The organism is Gordonia gummivorans, assembly GCF_022513585.1.
Lineage (GTDB): Bacteria > Actinomycetota > Actinomycetes > Mycobacteriales > Mycobacteriaceae > Gordonia.
The window spans coordinates 1-15,331 of the sequence record NZ_JAKWBF010000026.1; the positions used below are offsets into that span (position 1 = coordinate 1).

Sequence of the window (15,331 nt, forward strand, 5' to 3'; positions counted from 1 at the left end):
GCGGCCCCGGCGGCCCCCCCCCCCCCCCCCCCCCCCCCCCCCGCCTCACTCGTCGAGACGCTCGGTCGCCCAGGCGATCAGGCCGGGCATCGACCGTTCGATCTGCTCGCGCGTCACAGTGAAGTCGTCGTTGCCGCCGTAGTACGGGTCGGCGAGGTCGAGGTCGTCGGGATCGGCCGCCTCGTCGAACGACCGCAGTAGCCGGACCCGGTCCCCGAGACGTTTGCGCTCGAGTTCGTGGACATGCCCGGAGTCCATCGCGACCAGCAGATCCGCGTTGAAGTGCTCCGGACCGAGTTGGCTGGCGACGTGTGCGTCGGAGTAGCCGTGCGCCAGCAATTCGGTACGTGCACGGTTGTCGGCGGGTTCCCCGACGTGCCAACCACTGGTACCGCAACTGGTCACCCGCACCGCGTCGCCGAGCCCCGCGTCGTCGAGTGCCGAACGAAAGATGTTCTGGGCCATCGGGGATCGGCAGATGTTGCCGGTGCAGACGAAGCTGATGTGTAGCTGTTCAGACACCCAATACCTCGCGCAGATCTGCAATCGATGCGACCGTCCACGTCGCATCGCGGCCTTCGCCTACTTGAGAGTAACCCCATCCGACGAGAATCGCTGGAATCCCGAATCGGGCCGCACCGTCGACGTCGTGGCTGCGGTCGCCGATCATCACCACCGGCACCCGCGGATGGCGGGTCGCGGGGTCGACGGTGATGCCGAGTTCGTTCAGCGCGTGCTCGATGACGTCGGACTTCTGCCGTCGTGACCCATCGTCGCTGGCACCGGCGATCACCTGGAAGTACGACGCCAGCCCGAAGTGCTCGAGAATCGCCCGCGCCGTGTTCTGGTTCTTCGATGTCGCGACGGCCAGCACCCGGCCGGTCGACGCGAGGTCGGCCAGGACGCGGTCCATACCGTCGAAGACGGAGTTCTCCAGCCAGCCGGTCTCGGTATACCGCTGCCGGTAGGCGGCCATCGCCTCGTCGGCGACCTCGGACGTGAGTCCGAGCGCCAGCAGCGAATCGATCATGGGCGGGCCGGCGATTCCGCGCACCACCTCGGGAGGGGGCTCGGGTGCGTCCACCGCGGCCAGGGCATGGCGGAAACTGTTGGCGATGCCCTCGAAGCTGTCGGTGATGGTGCCGTCGAGGTCGACGAGCAGCGTGGTGGCCGGATTGCGGGGGTCTGGCAGCGACGTCACCTCTTCATCGTGCACGTAATGTCTGAAGTCATGACATCCGGGTTGCGCGCACAAGGGGTGGGAGTTGAGGGCGGCCTGTACGCATTGGACCGTCACGGCGACCGAGACGCGCGTCCCGGTTTGGTCGATTTCGCCGTGAACGTGCGGGCCGGCGCACCCGACTTCGTGATCGACGCGGTACGCGACCGGCTCGACGACCTCGCCCGCTATCCGACCGCCGCCGACGAGGACCGCGCGATCGACGCGATCGCGTCCGCGCACGGTCGGGACCCGAGTGAGGTGCTGTTGCTGGCCGGGGCCGCCGACGGTTTCGAGATGCTGCCCAGGCTCGCGCCCGCACATGCGGCGCTGATCCAGCCGTCGTTCACCGAACCGGAACTCGTGCTGCGGGCGGCCGGCGTGCCCATCACCCAGGTCACGCTGCCACCGCCGTGGTGTCTCGGCGGTGACACGGCGATTCCCGAGCACGCCGATCTCGTGGTGCTGGGCAACCCGACCAATCCGACGTCGGTGCTGCACGCCCGCGAGGCGATCGCGGCGCTGCGGCGGCCGGGTCGCATCATCGTCGTCGACGAGGCCTTCGCCGATCTGACCGAAGGGCCCGACGGCCGGCCCGAACCGGAATCGCTGGCCGGTGAGTCCTGGCCGGACGTGATTGTGATACGCAGTGTGACAAAGACTTTCGGCCTTGCCGGGCTGCGGGCCGGCTATTTGCTGGCCGCTGCGCCGGTGATCGAGATGCTCAGTGCCGGGCGTCGGCCGTGGGCGTTGTCGACGCCGGCGCTCGCCGCGTTGACCGCCTGCCTGAGCGAGCGTGGTGAGCGTTACCGGGCCGAACAGGCGGCGGCGGTCGCAACCGAACGAGAGCGGATGTGCCGCGAACTCGAACGCATCGGACTTCGGGTGGCGGCCGAACCGCGCGCGCCGTTCGTCCTGGTGGAGGTGCCCGACGCGCTGGTGATCAAGCAGGGGCTGGCGGAACGGGGCTTCGCGGTGCGTGGCTGCGTGAACTTCGTCGGCCTCGGCGCCGAGCATCTACGCCTGGCGGTGCGGGCCGCCGAGCCGGTCGCCGAGTTGGTGGCCGCGATCGAGCAGATTCGAGCGGGTCGGACTGGAGGTCAATCATGAGCGCCACCGATGAATCACTTCTCGTGGGCGACGTGGTCGCCGAGATCGAACGTGCATACCCGCCGGTGTTGGCCGAGCCATGGGATTCGGCGGGGCTGGTCTGCGGCGATCGTGGCGAACCGGTACGCCGTGCGCTGGTGTGTGTCGACGTCACCGATGGAGTGGTCGACGCGGCGATCGCCGCAGGGGCCGACTTCGTGCTCGCGCACCATCCGCTGTTGCTGCGCGGCGTGGACTCGGTGGCCGCCGACACCGCCAAGGGGCGGGTCGTGCATCGGCTGATCCGCCATCGGATCGCCCTGCATACCGCGCACACCAACGCCGACAGCGCCCGACCCGGCGTCTCGGATGCCCTCGCGGCGTCGCTCGGTGTGCTCGATACCGTCCCCATCGAACCCAAACCCGTTGCCCCCATGGACAAGTGGGTGGTGATGGTGCCGGAGGGCAACACCGAGCAGGTGAGCGAGGCGATGTTTGCCGCGGGCGCGGGGGCGATCGGCGAGTACCGCGACTGCGCGTGGTCGGTGGTGGGTACCGGGCAGTTCGAACCGCAGGAGGCGGCGACGCCGGCCATCGGCGAGATCGGCATGCGCACCCATGTCGACGAGGCCCGGGTGGAGATGGTCGCGGTCCGCGGCCTCCGCGCTACTGTCCTGGCGGCACTGCGAACGGCACATCCGTACGAGGAGCCCGCTTTCGACATCTTCGAACTCGCCGACGTCGACAGCGATCTCGGATTGGGGAGGGTGGGCAGCCTGGCCCGGCCGGTGACTCTCGCCGAGTTCACCGCGCAGGCGGCGGCCGCGCTGCACAGTCCCTGGGGGGTGCGGGCCGCGGGCGACCCGGATGCGCAGATATCGACCGTCGCGGTGTGCGGCGGCGCGGGTGACTCGCTGCTCGACGCGGTGCGGCGCATCGGCGTCGACGTGTATCTCACGGGTGACCTCCGCCATCACCCGGTCGATGAATCCCGCCGCGCGGGCGGACCAGCGCTCGTCGATGCGGGTCACTGGGCGACCGAGTTTCCATGGTGCGCACAGGCTGCCGGGCTGTTGTCGGACCGGTTGGGTCTCGACGTCGAGGTGTACGACAAGCCCACCGATCCGTTCGTGGTCCACCGGTTCGGGTGATCGCCGAGCGCAGTCGCCTCGCCTGCGGTGTCGCGTGTGGCGGCGCGTACGGTTGTGGGATGCCCGAACTCAGGAGGCCCCGATGATCGCGGAGGCCGGTGCCCAGCGACTGCTGCTCGAACTCGCGGACGCCGACGCCGAGATCGCACGCCTGGACCACCGACGCGCCACCCTCGCTGAGGATGCCGAGATCGCGGACACCGAACGTGAACTCGACGCGGCCCGCGACGACCTCGTGCGGTCAGAGATCTCCGGCGAGGATCTCACCCGGGAGTATCGTCGGATCGATTCCGAGGTCACCGGTATGGCCGCACGCGAGAAGAAGGACTCGGCGCTTCTGACCGCGGGTGGGTTGGCTCCCAAGGCGTTGTCGGAGCTGCAGCACGAGCTGGCCGGTCTGGGCCGACGCCGGTCGGTGCTCGAAGACGACTTGCTGTCGGTGATGGAGCAGCAGGAGGCGCTGGAAGCCGAACGCGGACGTGCGGCGGCGACCATCGAACACCTCGAGGGCAAGCTCGCCGCGGTGCGTGTACGACGCGAGGAGTCGATCACCTCGATCGAGACCGACCGTGGGGACAAGCAGCGCCGGCGCGACGACATCGCAGCAGAGGTGGCCCCGGAATTGCTCGCGGTCTACGACCGTCAGCGGTCGGCCGGACGAGTGGGAGCCGGACTGCTGCGCGCCCGGCGATGCGGTGCCTGCCGAATGGAACTCGACCGCGGCACCATCGCACGGATCTCTGCCGCATCCTCCGACGAGGTGATCCGGTGTGAGGAGTGCGGGGCGATCCTGGTCCGCACCGCGGAGTCGGGGCTGTAGCGCGTGGCCGACGCAAAGACCCCGTCGTGGCAAGGGCAGCGCGGTGAGGCCACTCGGTTGATCCTGCTGCGCCACGGTCAGACCGAACTGTCGGTGCAGCGGCGGTACTCGGGCCGCGGCAATCCGGTGCTGACCGAGATGGGGCGGTCGCAGGCCGCGGCTGCGGCAGCCGGACTGGCGAAGCAATTCGACGCGGTGGCCATCGTGTCGTCGCCGTTGCAGCGCGCGCTGGATACGGCGGGCGCGGTGGCCGGACAGATGGGGCTCGACGTCGTCGAGCATCCGGGACTCATCGAGACGGACTTCGGCGAGTGGGAGGGTCTGACCTTTCCCGAGGCGGCGGCGCGCGACCCGGAGATTCATGCGCGATGGCTGTCGGACGTCACGGTCCCGACGCCGGGCGGCGAGAGCTTCGCCGCCGTCGCCGAGCGCGTGAGCGCCGCCAAAGACGAACTGCTTGCGCGGTATCCAGGACAGACGGTGGTGCTGGTCTCGCACGTGACCCCGATCAAGTCGCTGCTGCGTGAGGCGCTCGGAGTGGGTCCGGAACTGCTGTTCCGACTGCACCTGGACCTGGCGTCGGTGTCGATCACCGAGTTCTTTCCCGACGGCGGTTCGGTGGTACGCCTCGTCAACGACACCTCCCACTTGCGCTGAAAGCGGTCGGGGAGGGCGAACGAGTCGGCGTGTAAGCCGGATCCTGTGCCGCCCCGGCGGAAACCGCGGGGCGGCGGCGACCATCCATCTGGGTGCACCGTCACCGGGCACCTCGAGCGGCCCACCCGCGGGCTGGGGCGAGCAGCCCTCGTGACACCCGCGCACGCGCATGACGGTATTGCTACCGCGATCCGCGCTTCGGCCTTGCTCCGGGTGGGGTTTACCTAGCCGGCACGGTCACCCGTTCCGCTGGTGCGCTCTTACCGCACCGTTTCACCCTTACCGACCTCACGGTCGGCGGTCTGTTCTCTGTGGCACTGTCCCGCGGGTCACCCCGGGTTGCCGTTAACAACCACCCTGCTCTGTGGAGTCCGGACTTTCCTCGGCGCTCGGCGCACCAGTTGGCTGGCCGTTCCGCGCGCCGCGGCCGCCCGGCCGACTCGTTCGCGCATCCAGGATAGCCTGCCGCCCTGGCCAGGCCGGACCGGTTGGCCCCACACGGTTCGCGGCAATGTCGTTGACGGCGAATACCCCACGGAATGAGCGGATTTCGCGTGCCGCGGGGTGGGGGTCGGTAGCGTCTGACGCACCGTGACGGCGCCGACGAAGTTCACACAGCCGTCCGGGCAGAGGAGGAGGCGTCGCGTGCGCAGTGTGGTCATCGACAACCCGGGAGCAGTGCGCATCGACGTCACCCCCGATCCGGTGTTGCCCGATTCGGCGGGTGCGATCGTCGCGATCGAATCGTCGGCGATCTGCGGATCCGACCTGCATTTCTTCGACGGCGACTATCCGCTCGTGTCACCGCTGGCGCTCGGTCACGAAGCGGTCGGCACGGTGGTGGAGGTGGGAGCCGACGTCGCGAATCATCGGGTGGGGGACCGCGTGCTGGTGTCGTCGGTGAGTGGGTGTGGCCAGTGCGCCGGATGCGCGACGCTCGACCCGACCCGGTGCGTGCGGGGACTGGTCATCTTCGGGGGTGGACTGCTCGGCGGAGCTCAGTCCGAACTGCTCGCGGTGCCTGCTGCCGACTTCCATCTGCTGGCCGTGCCCGACGCCGTCGACACCGACACGGCGCTGCTGCTCACCGACAACCTGGTCACCGGGTGGGCAGGTGTCGCACGCGCCGATGTCCCCGAGGGCGGGAGCGTGATCGTCTTCGGGTTGGGGGCGGTCGGACTGTGTGCGGTCCGCAGTGCTCTCGCTCAAGGGGTGGGAACGGTGTTCGCCGTCGACCCGGTTCCCGGGCGGCGTGCGCGGGCCGCAGCCGATCGGGTGATCACCCTCGACCCCGCGGATCTCGGTGCGGTGACCGAGGCGACCGGCGGTGTGGGTCCCGACTCGGTGGTCGACGCCGTCGCCTCCGACGCCACCCTGAACGCGGGGCTGACCTGCGTGCGGGCCGGTGGCACCGTCTCGGTGATCGGTGTGCACGACCTCAACCCTTATCCGTTCCCGGCGACGATGTGCTTGGTGCGGAGCGTCACCCTGCGCTCGACGACCGCCCCGGTGCAGCAGTTGTGGCCGACGATCGTCGACGAGGTGCAGTCGGGTCGCCTCGACACCAGCGGCATCGTCACCCATCATCTGCCGTTCGACGAAGCGCCGCGCGCCTACGAGTTGGCCGCTGCGCGATCGGCCGATTGCGTCAAGGTGGCACTCGAATTGTCGTGAGGCGGCCGCGGGTTGCGGCGCGGCGGGGATAGTGTCGAAGGCGTGCAACGCAGGCTGTCGGCGCCGGACATCGACTTCGAGGCGATCCGCATCGAACTCGGCGTGAACGAGGACTACGGCGCTGCCGCACTGGCGGAGGCGCAGCAGGCGACCGACGCGCATGCGGCCGAACGTGAAGACCACACCGACGTTCCGCTGGTCACCATCGATCCACCCGGATCGATGGACCTCGATCAGGCCGTGCACCTGCGCTCGGATGCCGACGGATATGTCGTCGACTATGCGATCGCGGACGTGGCCGCGCTCGTGCGACCTGAAGGCGCGCTCGATTCGGAAAGCCGCCGACGCGGGACCACCATCTACTTCCCGGACGGGTCGGTGCCGCTGCATCCTCGTGTGCTCTCCGAGGGTGCCGGTTCGTTGTTGCCCGACCAGAAACGGTCCGCCGTGCTGTGGACGATCCGCGTCACGCACGACGGCGAGGTCGCCGACGTGGCGGTGCGTCGTGCTTTGGTGACATCGGTTGCGCGCCTGGACTATGCCGGTGTGTCGGCGGACGCGGTGGCGTCCCGGCTGCACCCGTCGATCGCTGCCCTGCCCGAGTTCGGGGAGCTGCGGCATCGGGTGGCGCTGGCGGCGGGAGCCATCGAACTGGATCTGCCCGATCAGGAGGTGGTGTCGGGGCCGGATGGGTGGTCGCTGCAGATCGCTCCGCGAACGCCCGCGGACCTCTGGAACTCACAACTGTCGTTGCTGACCGGACGGTGTGCGGGACAGATCATGCGCGACGCCGGGATCGGACTGTTGCGGACGCTTCCGCCGGCCGCGCGCGATGCCGTCGCCGAATTGCGTGCGACCGCACGATCTCTCGGGGTGCCGTGGCCGGACGGGCAGACGCCCGGACAGTTTCTGGCCGGACTGCCGCGCGACGCACCGACGACGCTGGCCGTGATGTCGCATGCCGGTGCACTGATGCGCGGTGCGGGCTATCTACCGCTGGGCGTGGGCACAGGCCCCGCAGACCCTCCGGCGGACGACGAGATGATCCACGCCGCGATCGGCGGCGTCTACGCGCATGTCACCGCGCCGCTGCGTCGGCTCGGCGATCGGTTCGCCACCGAGGTATGCCTGTCGGTCACGTCGGGAAAGCCTTTGCCGGACTGGACTGTCCGGGCATTGCCGACGCTCCCGAAGATCCTGCGGTCCGCGGATTCGCTCGGGTCGGCGGCCGATCGGGCGAGCGTGGATCTCGCCGAGGCGGTCGTGTTGGCCGACCGCGTCGGCGAACGGTTCGACGCGGTGGTCTTGCAGGAGGCCGACGGCAAACGACCGGCGCGCATCTTCATCGCCGAACCTGCCGTGGTGGCGTCGTGCGAGGGTTCACCCGCGCAGGGGAGCAGCATCACCGTGACGCTGACCGCCGCCGACCCCGTGACACGGTCGGTGTCGTTCGCGCCGGCGTGAGGGCTGTCCCCTTCCCGTCGCCGCAGCCCCTCCGCCCCCGCTGGCTGAGGTGCGAGGAGCGCAAGCCGCCGGGCTGAGGAGCCCCATGCGAGGTACGAGCATGGAGCGTCGTACGCCCAGCATGGGCATTCACTTGGAGGTGGAAGTCCTCCGGAGAGGAAGGTGGTTTAACTCCTAGTCGAGGGCAACTGCGTCACCGTGAGGTGGGGTGGGAAGGAAGCCGGAGACGAAATCCTGCACCGAGGTACACGAACCGCATGTGAGGCATGCCAGCTGGGGTGAGCCAGCGACGCATGGTGAAGCCCGTTCCACCGAAGCGGCTGGTGTGTAAATGCGGCGGTTGTAGGAGGACAGTGAATGTTCTTATCTGGGGAGATCTGTCCTGGTGCGCCGACGAGGTTGTTGTCGGAGCGGCACCATCCGGGAGGGTGGTGGTGACGGGGCAGAAGTCAGCAGAGGCCGTAGTACCAGCGGGAATCGTGAGTGCTGGGAAGGGCTGAACGTCAGGAATTGATGGTTGTGAACAGCATTTCTCGTGACGACGACGGTGATCGCCGCCAACCCACGTGTGGTGGGGCAGACGATAGGAGGGACCGGTGAATCCGGAAGAGCCTTCGGCTGTGCGTAGTGGTCGTCCGGCGGATGCTGGGAGCAACGTCAGGGATGGCCAGGGTCTGTGGGAGCAGGTGTTTTCCCCGCAGAACCTGGCCGTTGCGAAGGAACGTGTCGATCGTAATCGGGGCGCGCCTGGTGTGGATGGCATGACCACCAGCGAGTTGGGTGGGTGGTGCCGGGAGCATTGGGGTGAGGTCAAGGTGGCGTTGGATGCGGGCGCGTACCGTCCGTCGCCGGTCCGTCAGGTGTTGATTCCCAAACCTGATGGCGGGCAACGGAAGTTGGGGGTGCCCACGGTGCTGGATCGGTTGATCCAGCAGGCTATCGCGCAAGTACTGACCCCGATCTTTGATCCGGGGTTCGTGCCGGTCTCCTATGGGTTCCGGCCGGGTAAGAGTGCCCACGATGCGGTCAAGGTCGCCAGGTTGGTGATCGAGCAGGGGTATCGGTGGGTGGTCGAGGTAGATCTGGATGCGTTCTTTGATCGGGTCAACCACGACATCCTCATGGCCCGGGTTGCGCGGAAAGTGTCAGACAAGAGGTTGCTCAAACTGATTCGCGCCTATCTTGAGGCGGGGATCATGGCCGATGGGGTGCGGCAGCCGACGGCAGTGGGGACTCCGCAGGGGTCGCCGTTGTCGCCGTTGTTGTCCAACATCATGCTCGATGATTTCGATCAGGAGATGTGGGCGCGTGGGCACCGCTTCGTTCGGTATGCCGACGATATCCGCGTGTTCGTGAAGTCCGAGCGGGCCGCGCAGCGGGTACTGGAGACCAGTACCCGACTGTTGGAGCAGCGGCTGAAATTGAAGGTGAATCGGCGCAAGTCCTCGATCAACCCGGCCAAGGCTGCGACCTTGCTGGGTTTCGGGTTCTACTTCGCTGCCGAGGTGGTCAAGCTACGGGTCGCACCCAAGGCCTGGGCCCGGATGACAGCACGTGTCCGGGCGTTGACCGCTCGGCGCTGGAGTGTGTCGATGGGCTACCGCCTCATGCGACTCAACCAGTACGTACAAGGTTGGATGGGCTATTTCCGTATGGCCGAGACCGAGGGCAAGTTCCGAGGTCTCGACGGCTGGATGCGTCGCCGGTTGCGGCAGGTTCGGTGGAAAGAATGGAAGCAAGGCCCAACCCGCGCCCGTGAACTGCGCGCGCTGGGCGTTCCCGCCGGCAAAGCCCGGTCCTGGGGCGGCAGCAGTCGCGGCTCGTGGCCGGTTTCCGGCTCTCCCATTCTGCAGCGACCACTGACCAACGCCTACTGGGCCCGGTTGGGCCTGATCACCTTCCACCATGCCTGGGCCAAGTTTCAGACGACCTGACGAACCGCCGTATGCGAGACCCGCACGTACGGTGGTGTGAGAGGAGGGCCGGGAAACCCGGCCCTCCTACTCGATTCGAAGTCGACGAGCCTCGAAGCCCCCTGGTGAGACTCGCTGCGTGGTCGCCCAATTCCCTTTTCTCACCAGCCCTTCGAGGCTCTCGGCTAGCGCCTCGAGCACCTCAGGGAGCGGGGTGGCGGCTCGGGGAGCGGGTGGGGGTTGCGGAGCGGGTGAGATCAGAGCTTCTTGGCGGACTTGACGTAGTCGGCGATGGCCTTTTCGCCGTCCGCTTCGAGGCGGGCGTCGATGCGTCCGAGGATGAACATGTCCGGCCCGGGCAGTCGACCGCTGGCGGCGAGTTCGGCGAGCTTGGTCCGATTGATCCGGGAATCGTTGAAATCGCCCAGGGCGGACTGGATTTCCTTGGCGACGGCGCCGACCTGCTTGTACTTCTTCTTGCCGAGCGGTTCGGCGGCGTCGATGCTGTAGCGGAGTCGCTTGGCGCGCTTGCGGATCGTGTGCAGCTGCTCTTCCCACTCGTCGGAACCCTCGGGGAGTTCGGCGAGGCGGCCCTGCGCCTTGTTGATGTGCTTGCGGCTCTTGTCGATCGCCTTGTCGACGGCATCGGTCGCGGGGATGTCGGCGTCCGGGCCGGGGGGCGGTGCGGCGATGAGTTCGTCGATGGCGTCGAGCAGTGCGAAGTAGCGGGCCGACGACATGGCCGAATGGGCTGCCCGAATCGCGCGGTCGTGCGTGGCGGTTTCGGTTCCGGCGAGCGCGTCGACGAGGGTCGGGGATGCCGGCTCATCGCGGAGGAGAGATTCATCGAGTGCGAGTTGGACCTCGGAATCGCGCGCTTCGCCGAGGATTCCGGCCAACAGTTTGAGTTCTCCGTTGAGGTGCGCGGTCCGTTCCGCGTCGAGGACGGTCGGAAAGCCCGACAGGACACTGCGCAGACGTCGGGTGGACACCCGCATCTGGTGCACGGCGTCCTCCGCGTCGACCCGGACGAGGGGGTCGTAGGCGATCAGCGAATTGCGGTGCAGGGCGATGTCGGTGACGACGAGTTCGAGTGCCGTGGGCTTCTTGGAGAGCCGCGGTTCGTGGGCGGTGGGAGTCGAGCCGATCGCGCGGGCGAGTTTGGAAGCGCTCGACGGTTCCCGGCCACCAGCCGAGCGCAGGACCTTGTGGGCGGCCTTGAGGAGCCGGTTGTCGCCGTCGATCAGCTCGAACTCCCACTCGGCCCACTGCTGGCTGTGTCCGCCGGGCAGCAGCGACTGAGCGGTCACCAGATCCTCGGCGAACTCCGCCAGCCGGACACCGTCGGGTCCGAGCAGCACGGTCACCGTGCGCGTGGTCGAGATGACCGCGACCGGCGCGAGTCGTCGGGACCGCGTCAGGGCGAGGACCGGGGTGAGCAGTTCGGTGGGCACGTCGCCGTCGGCGGGGGCCTGATCGAAGGTCAGTCGGGTCTCGCGACGGGCCCCCGAAACCGAGCTCGGACGCTTGAGATGCCACCCCGCATCCGGGCCGCCGGTACGGCGTCGCATGGTGATGGCGTTGCCGGCGAGATCCAGTGTCTCGGTGTCGAAATAGGTTGCGTCCAAGGCGAAGGTCTCGGGTTCGACGGCCGACACGACACCCGGCAGCGCGCGTAGATCTGGGGCGCTCTGGCCGGCATCAACATCGAATTTGAGCTCGATCTCGATCTGCTCGGATGCGGCCACGGTGCCTCCTGTCGGGAATGTCGGTCTGGTCAGTCTACGGTCCCGCGATCGTCACTCCGCAAAGGCGTCGGTGGCCGTCACCAGGTGGTGTTTGATGCCGGGTTCGAAGGACGCGTGCCCGGCGTCGTCGACGACGTGCAGTTGCGCCGATGGCCAGGCGCGGTGCAGATCCCACGCGCTGCGCATCGGGCACACCACGTCGTAGCGTCCCTGCACGATGACACCCGGAATGTGTGCGATGCGGTCGATGTCGCGCAGCAACTGACCGTCGTCGAGGAAGCCGTGATGGACGAAGTAGTGGTTCTCGATCGAGGCGAAGGCCAGGTCGAAACGGGAACCCTCGTCGGTGGCATCCGGTCGGGGCAGCAGATAACTCGTCGAGTGTTCCCAACCGGTCCAGGCGCTCGCCGCCGCCTGCGCGATGGCGGGGTCGTCGGAGGTGAGCAGCCGATGGTAGGCGGCGACGAGGTCGCCATCGCGTTCGTCGGCCGGGATGGGAGCCAGATAGGACTCCCACAGGTCCGGATAGATGTTCGACGCCCCGGTGTTGTAGTACCAGTCGATCTCGCTGCGACGCAGCAAGAAGATCCCGCGCAGCACGAGCTCGGTGACCCGATCGGGATGCGTCTGGGCGTAGGCGAGTCCGAGTGTCGAACCCCATGACCCGCCGAAGACCTGCCATCGGTCGATGAGCAGGTGCTCGCGCAGTGCCTCCATGTCGGCGATCAGGTGAGGTGTCGTGTTCGTGGTGAGGTCTGCGCCGTCGGCCACGTGCGGACGCGACCGGCCGCAGTTGCGCTGGTCGAACAGGACGATGCGGTAGCGGTCGGGGTCGAAGAAGCGACGCTGGTCCGGTGAGGTTCCGCCGCCGGGTCCACCGTGCACGAACACCGCGGGCTTGCCGTCGGGATTGCCGGAGGTCTCCCAGTAGATCTGTTGTCCGTCACCGACATCGAGATGGCCGGCGGCGTACGGTTCGACCGGCGGATAGAGATCGCGCATGGTCACACCATAGGGTGCGGAATGCGCGATCGGAGTCGGAGGGCGCCGGTCGATCAGTAGGAGTGCTCGAGACCCGGGAACACGCCGCGTCGGACCTCGTCGGCGTACTGCACTGCGGCATTGCGGAGCTCGGAGCCGACGTCACCGAAACGCTTCACGAACTTCGCGGTCTTGCCGTCGGTCATTCCGGCCATGTCCTGCCAGACGAGAACCTGGGCGTCGGTCTCGTTGCCCGCGCCGATGCCGACCGTCGGGATGGTGAGCTTGCGGGTGATTTGGCCTGCGAGGTCGGCCGGGACCATCTCCATCACGACGGCGAAGGCGCCGGCCTCCTGCACGGCGATCGCGTCGGCGATGAGTTGGTCACCCCCGTCACCGCGACCCTGGACCCGGAAGCCGCCGAGGCCGTTGACACTCTGCGGGGTGAAGCCGATGTGTGCCATCACCGGGATGCCTGCGGCAGTGAGTGCGGCGATCTGCGGTGCGACACGTTCGCCGCCTTCGAGTTTGACTGCGTGAGCGCCGGACTCCTTGAAGATGCGGACCGCGGACTCGAGGGCCTGCTGCGGTCCGGCCTCGTAGCTGCCGAAGGTGAGGTCGGCGACGACGAGGGCGTGGGGCGCGCCGCGCACCACGGCACGCATCAGGGGGATGAGTTCGTCGAGTGTGCAGGGGATGGTGGTGTCGTAGCCGAGCACCACGTTGGCGGCGGAGTCGCCGACGAGCAGTACGGGGATCTCGGCGTCGTCGAAGATGCGTGCCGAGGAATAGTCGTAGGCGGTGAGCATCGACCACTTCTCGCCTTCGGCTTTCATCTGGGCGAGATGCTGGATGCGGGTCTTGCGGCGACGAGCGGGAGTGGTGCCAGAAGTGGTGGGAGCAGCACCATAGACCGAAGTTTCGGACATCGTTGTCTCTTTCTGCCTCGAGTCCCGCATGGCGGGTACCCGGGTTGATCACGGACTCCTCTAGTCTCCCATCGGGGACACGACGCAGAACCCGCGATGGCTATGGCGTTGGTCACAATGACCGGTTGCGGTCCTCGCGTGGGTGTGGGTGCGCCGCGGGTGTCGCTGCAGGTTGCGTCTCATATTCGGGCTCCCCAGTTCCGCATGGTGGGATGGGCTCGACAAAACGGCAGGACATCGAGTTCGAATTGTGCGTGTAACACAGATTTAACAGGCTACTTCTAATGTCGGCGACCATGGATCGCCAAAAGGAATTCGTGCTCCGGACCCTCGAAGAGCGCGACATCCGATTCGTAAGGCTGTGGTTCACCGACGTCCTCGGCTATCTCAAGTCGGTGGCGATCGCTCCGGCAGAACTCGAGGGTGCGTTCGCCGAGGGGATCGGCTTCGACGGTTCCGCGATCGAGGGATTCTCCCGGGTGTCGGAGGCCGACACCGTTGCCAAACCGGATCCGTCGACGTTCCAGATCCTTCCGTGGACCACCTCGAGCGGTCGGCATCACTCGGCACGCATGTTCTGTGACATCGCGATGCCCGACGGCACTCCGAGCTGGGCCGACTCGCGTCATGTGTTGCGACGCCAGCTGAACAAGGCCGCCGACTTGGGCTTCAGCTGTTACGTCCACCCGGAGATCGAGTTCTTCCTCCTCAAGGAAGCACCGCTCGACGGCAGTGTGCCGGTCCCGGCCGACTCGGGCGGCTACTTCGACCAGGCCGTCCACGACGCCGCGCCCAACTTCCGTCGCCACGCGATCGAGGCACTGGAGTCGATGGGCATTTCCGTCGAGTTCTCCCATCACGAGGGTGCGCCGGGGCAGCAGGAGATCGATCTGCGTTATGCCGACGCGCTGTCGATGGCCGACAACGTGATGACCTTCCGCTATGTCATCAAGGAGGTCGCGATCGGGGAGGGCACCTGGGCCACGTTCATGCCCAAGCCGTTCAGCGAGCACCCCGGTTCGGCGATGCACACGCACATGAGCCTGTTCGAGGGCGACATCAATGCTTTCCACAACCCGGACGACCCGATGCAGTTGTCGGACACTGGGAAGAAGTTCATCGCCGGCATCCTGCATCACGCCGCCGAGATCAGCGCCGTCACCAACCAGTGGGTCAACAGCTACAAGCGACTCATCCACGGTGGCGAGGCCCCGACCGCGGCGACGTGGGGTGGTGCCAACCGGTCGGCACTCATCCGCTTGCCGCTCTACACGCCCAACAAGGCGTCGTCGCGTCGGGTCGAGGTCCGCAGCCCAGATTCGGCTTGCAACCCGTACCTGACCTTCGCGGTTCTGCTGGCGGCCGGTCTCAAGGGCATCAGCGAGGACTACGAACTGCCCGACGAGGCCGAGGACGACGTGTGGGCGTTGACCCCGGCGGAGCGTCGGGCGATGGGCTACAAGGAATTGCCCGGCAGCCTGGCCGAGGCTCTGCACCAGATGGAGAACTCCGAACTGGTGGCCGAGGCGCTCGGGGAGCACGTCTTCGACTACTTCCTGCGCAACAAGTGGACCGAGTGGACCAACTATCGCAGCCTGGTCACCCCGTTCGAGTTGAAGAGCTACCTGCCCCTGTAGTCGTCTGTAGCCGTTCATCGTGGCACCCGCCTGTGATGTCCGATCTCGG

The 15,331-nt window shown here is 67.4% G+C and carries 13 protein-coding genes and 1 other RNA gene; 8 read left to right on the forward strand and 6 right to left on the reverse strand.

Annotated elements, in window-relative coordinates; translation table 11 throughout:
• Positions 1 to 45: 45 nt before the first annotated feature.
• Together MKW15_RS17675 and MKW15_RS17680 are read right to left on the reverse strand one after the other, a co-directional pair.
• Entirely contained in the window at positions 46 to 522 is a 477-nt protein-coding gene (locus tag MKW15_RS17675) for a low molecular weight protein-tyrosine-phosphatase (protein WP_240860467.1), read from the reverse strand.
• Positions 515 to 1,201, reverse strand: a complete 687-nt coding sequence (locus MKW15_RS17680) for an HAD hydrolase-like protein (protein WP_240860468.1) — start codon at positions 1,199 to 1,201, stop codon at positions 515 to 517. Before MKW15_RS17680 ends, MKW15_RS17675 begins: the two co-directional genes overlap by 8 nt.
• Positions 1,202 to 1,231: 30 nt before the next feature.
• On the opposite strand from MKW15_RS17680, the gene cobC reads away from it, so the two are divergent.
• From cobC to MKW15_RS17700, 4 genes are all read left to right on the forward strand, one after another.
• Positions 1,232 to 2,329, forward strand: a complete 1,098-nt coding sequence (gene cobC, locus MKW15_RS17685; protein WP_240860562.1) for an Rv2231c family pyridoxal phosphate-dependent protein CobC — start codon at positions 1,232 to 1,234, stop codon at positions 2,327 to 2,329.
• A complete protein-coding gene (locus tag MKW15_RS17690; protein WP_240860469.1) occupies positions 2,326 to 3,459 on the forward strand; it encodes a Nif3-like dinuclear metal center hexameric protein in 1,134 nt (377 codons plus the stop codon). Before cobC ends, MKW15_RS17690 begins: the two co-directional genes overlap by 4 nt.
• An 82-nt stretch (positions 3,460 to 3,541) precedes the next feature.
• Entirely contained in the window at positions 3,542 to 4,279 is a 738-nt protein-coding gene (locus MKW15_RS17695; RefSeq protein WP_240860470.1) for a zinc ribbon domain-containing protein, read from the forward strand.
• A 3-nt stretch (positions 4,280 to 4,282) separates the two neighbouring features.
• Positions 4,283 to 4,936 carry a histidine phosphatase family protein gene (locus MKW15_RS17700; protein ID WP_240860471.1) on the forward strand — a complete coding sequence of 218 codons (654 nt, stop codon included), beginning with the start codon at positions 4,283 to 4,285 and terminating at the stop codon, positions 4,934 to 4,936.
• A gap of 16 nt (positions 4,937 to 4,952) precedes the next feature.
• On the opposite strand, the gene rnpB is transcribed toward MKW15_RS17700, so the two are convergent.
• Positions 4,953 to 5,379: RNase P RNA component class A (rnpB, locus tag MKW15_RS17705), an RNA gene on the reverse strand.
• Positions 5,380 to 5,581: 202 nt separating this feature from the next.
• Between rnpB and MKW15_RS17710 the strand changes: the two genes are divergently transcribed.
• From MKW15_RS17710 to ltrA, 3 genes are all read left to right on the forward strand, one after another.
• Positions 5,582 to 6,610 carry an alcohol dehydrogenase catalytic domain-containing protein gene (locus tag MKW15_RS17710; RefSeq protein ID WP_240860472.1) on the forward strand — a complete coding sequence of 343 codons (1,029 nt, stop codon included), beginning with the start codon at positions 5,582 to 5,584 and terminating at the stop codon, positions 6,608 to 6,610.
• Between the two features lie 42 nt (positions 6,611 to 6,652).
• Positions 6,653 to 8,074 (forward strand): RNB domain-containing ribonuclease, encoded by a 1,422-nt coding sequence (locus tag MKW15_RS17715; protein ID WP_240860474.1) that lies wholly within the window; start codon positions 6,653 to 6,655, stop codon positions 8,072 to 8,074.
• Between the two features lie 620 nt (positions 8,075 to 8,694).
• On the forward strand, positions 8,695 to 10,008 hold the full coding sequence (ltrA, locus tag MKW15_RS17720) for a group II intron reverse transcriptase/maturase (protein ID WP_240860563.1): 1,314 nt from the start codon (positions 8,695 to 8,697) through the stop codon (positions 10,006 to 10,008).
• Positions 10,009 to 10,244: 236 nt separating this feature from the next.
• Here ltrA and MKW15_RS17725 read toward each other — a convergent pair whose 3' ends face one another.
• Genes MKW15_RS17725 through panB form a run of 3 tightly spaced genes read right to left on the reverse strand, consistent with a single transcriptional unit; the run spans position 10,245 to position 13,645 of the window.
• A complete protein-coding gene (locus tag MKW15_RS17725) occupies positions 10,245 to 11,735 on the reverse strand; it encodes a CYTH and CHAD domain-containing protein (RefSeq protein ID WP_240860476.1) in 1,491 nt (496 codons plus the stop codon).
• A 51-nt stretch (positions 11,736 to 11,786) separates the two neighbouring features.
• Entirely contained in the window at positions 11,787 to 12,737 is a 951-nt protein-coding gene (gene pip, locus MKW15_RS17730) for a prolyl aminopeptidase (RefSeq protein WP_240860478.1), read from the reverse strand.
• 53 nt (positions 12,738 to 12,790) lie between these two features.
• Positions 12,791 to 13,645 (reverse strand): 3-methyl-2-oxobutanoate hydroxymethyltransferase, encoded by an 855-nt coding sequence (gene panB / locus MKW15_RS17735; RefSeq protein ID WP_240860480.1) that lies wholly within the window; start codon positions 13,643 to 13,645, stop codon positions 12,791 to 12,793.
• 296 nt (positions 13,646 to 13,941) lie between these two features.
• Here panB and glnA point away from each other — a divergent pair, with 296 nt between their 5' ends.
• Positions 13,942 to 15,282, forward strand: coding sequence for a type I glutamate--ammonia ligase (gene glnA, locus MKW15_RS17740; RefSeq protein ID WP_240860482.1), 1,341 nt, complete (start codon positions 13,942 to 13,944; stop codon positions 15,280 to 15,282).
• Positions 15,283 to 15,331 lie beyond the last annotated feature (49 nt).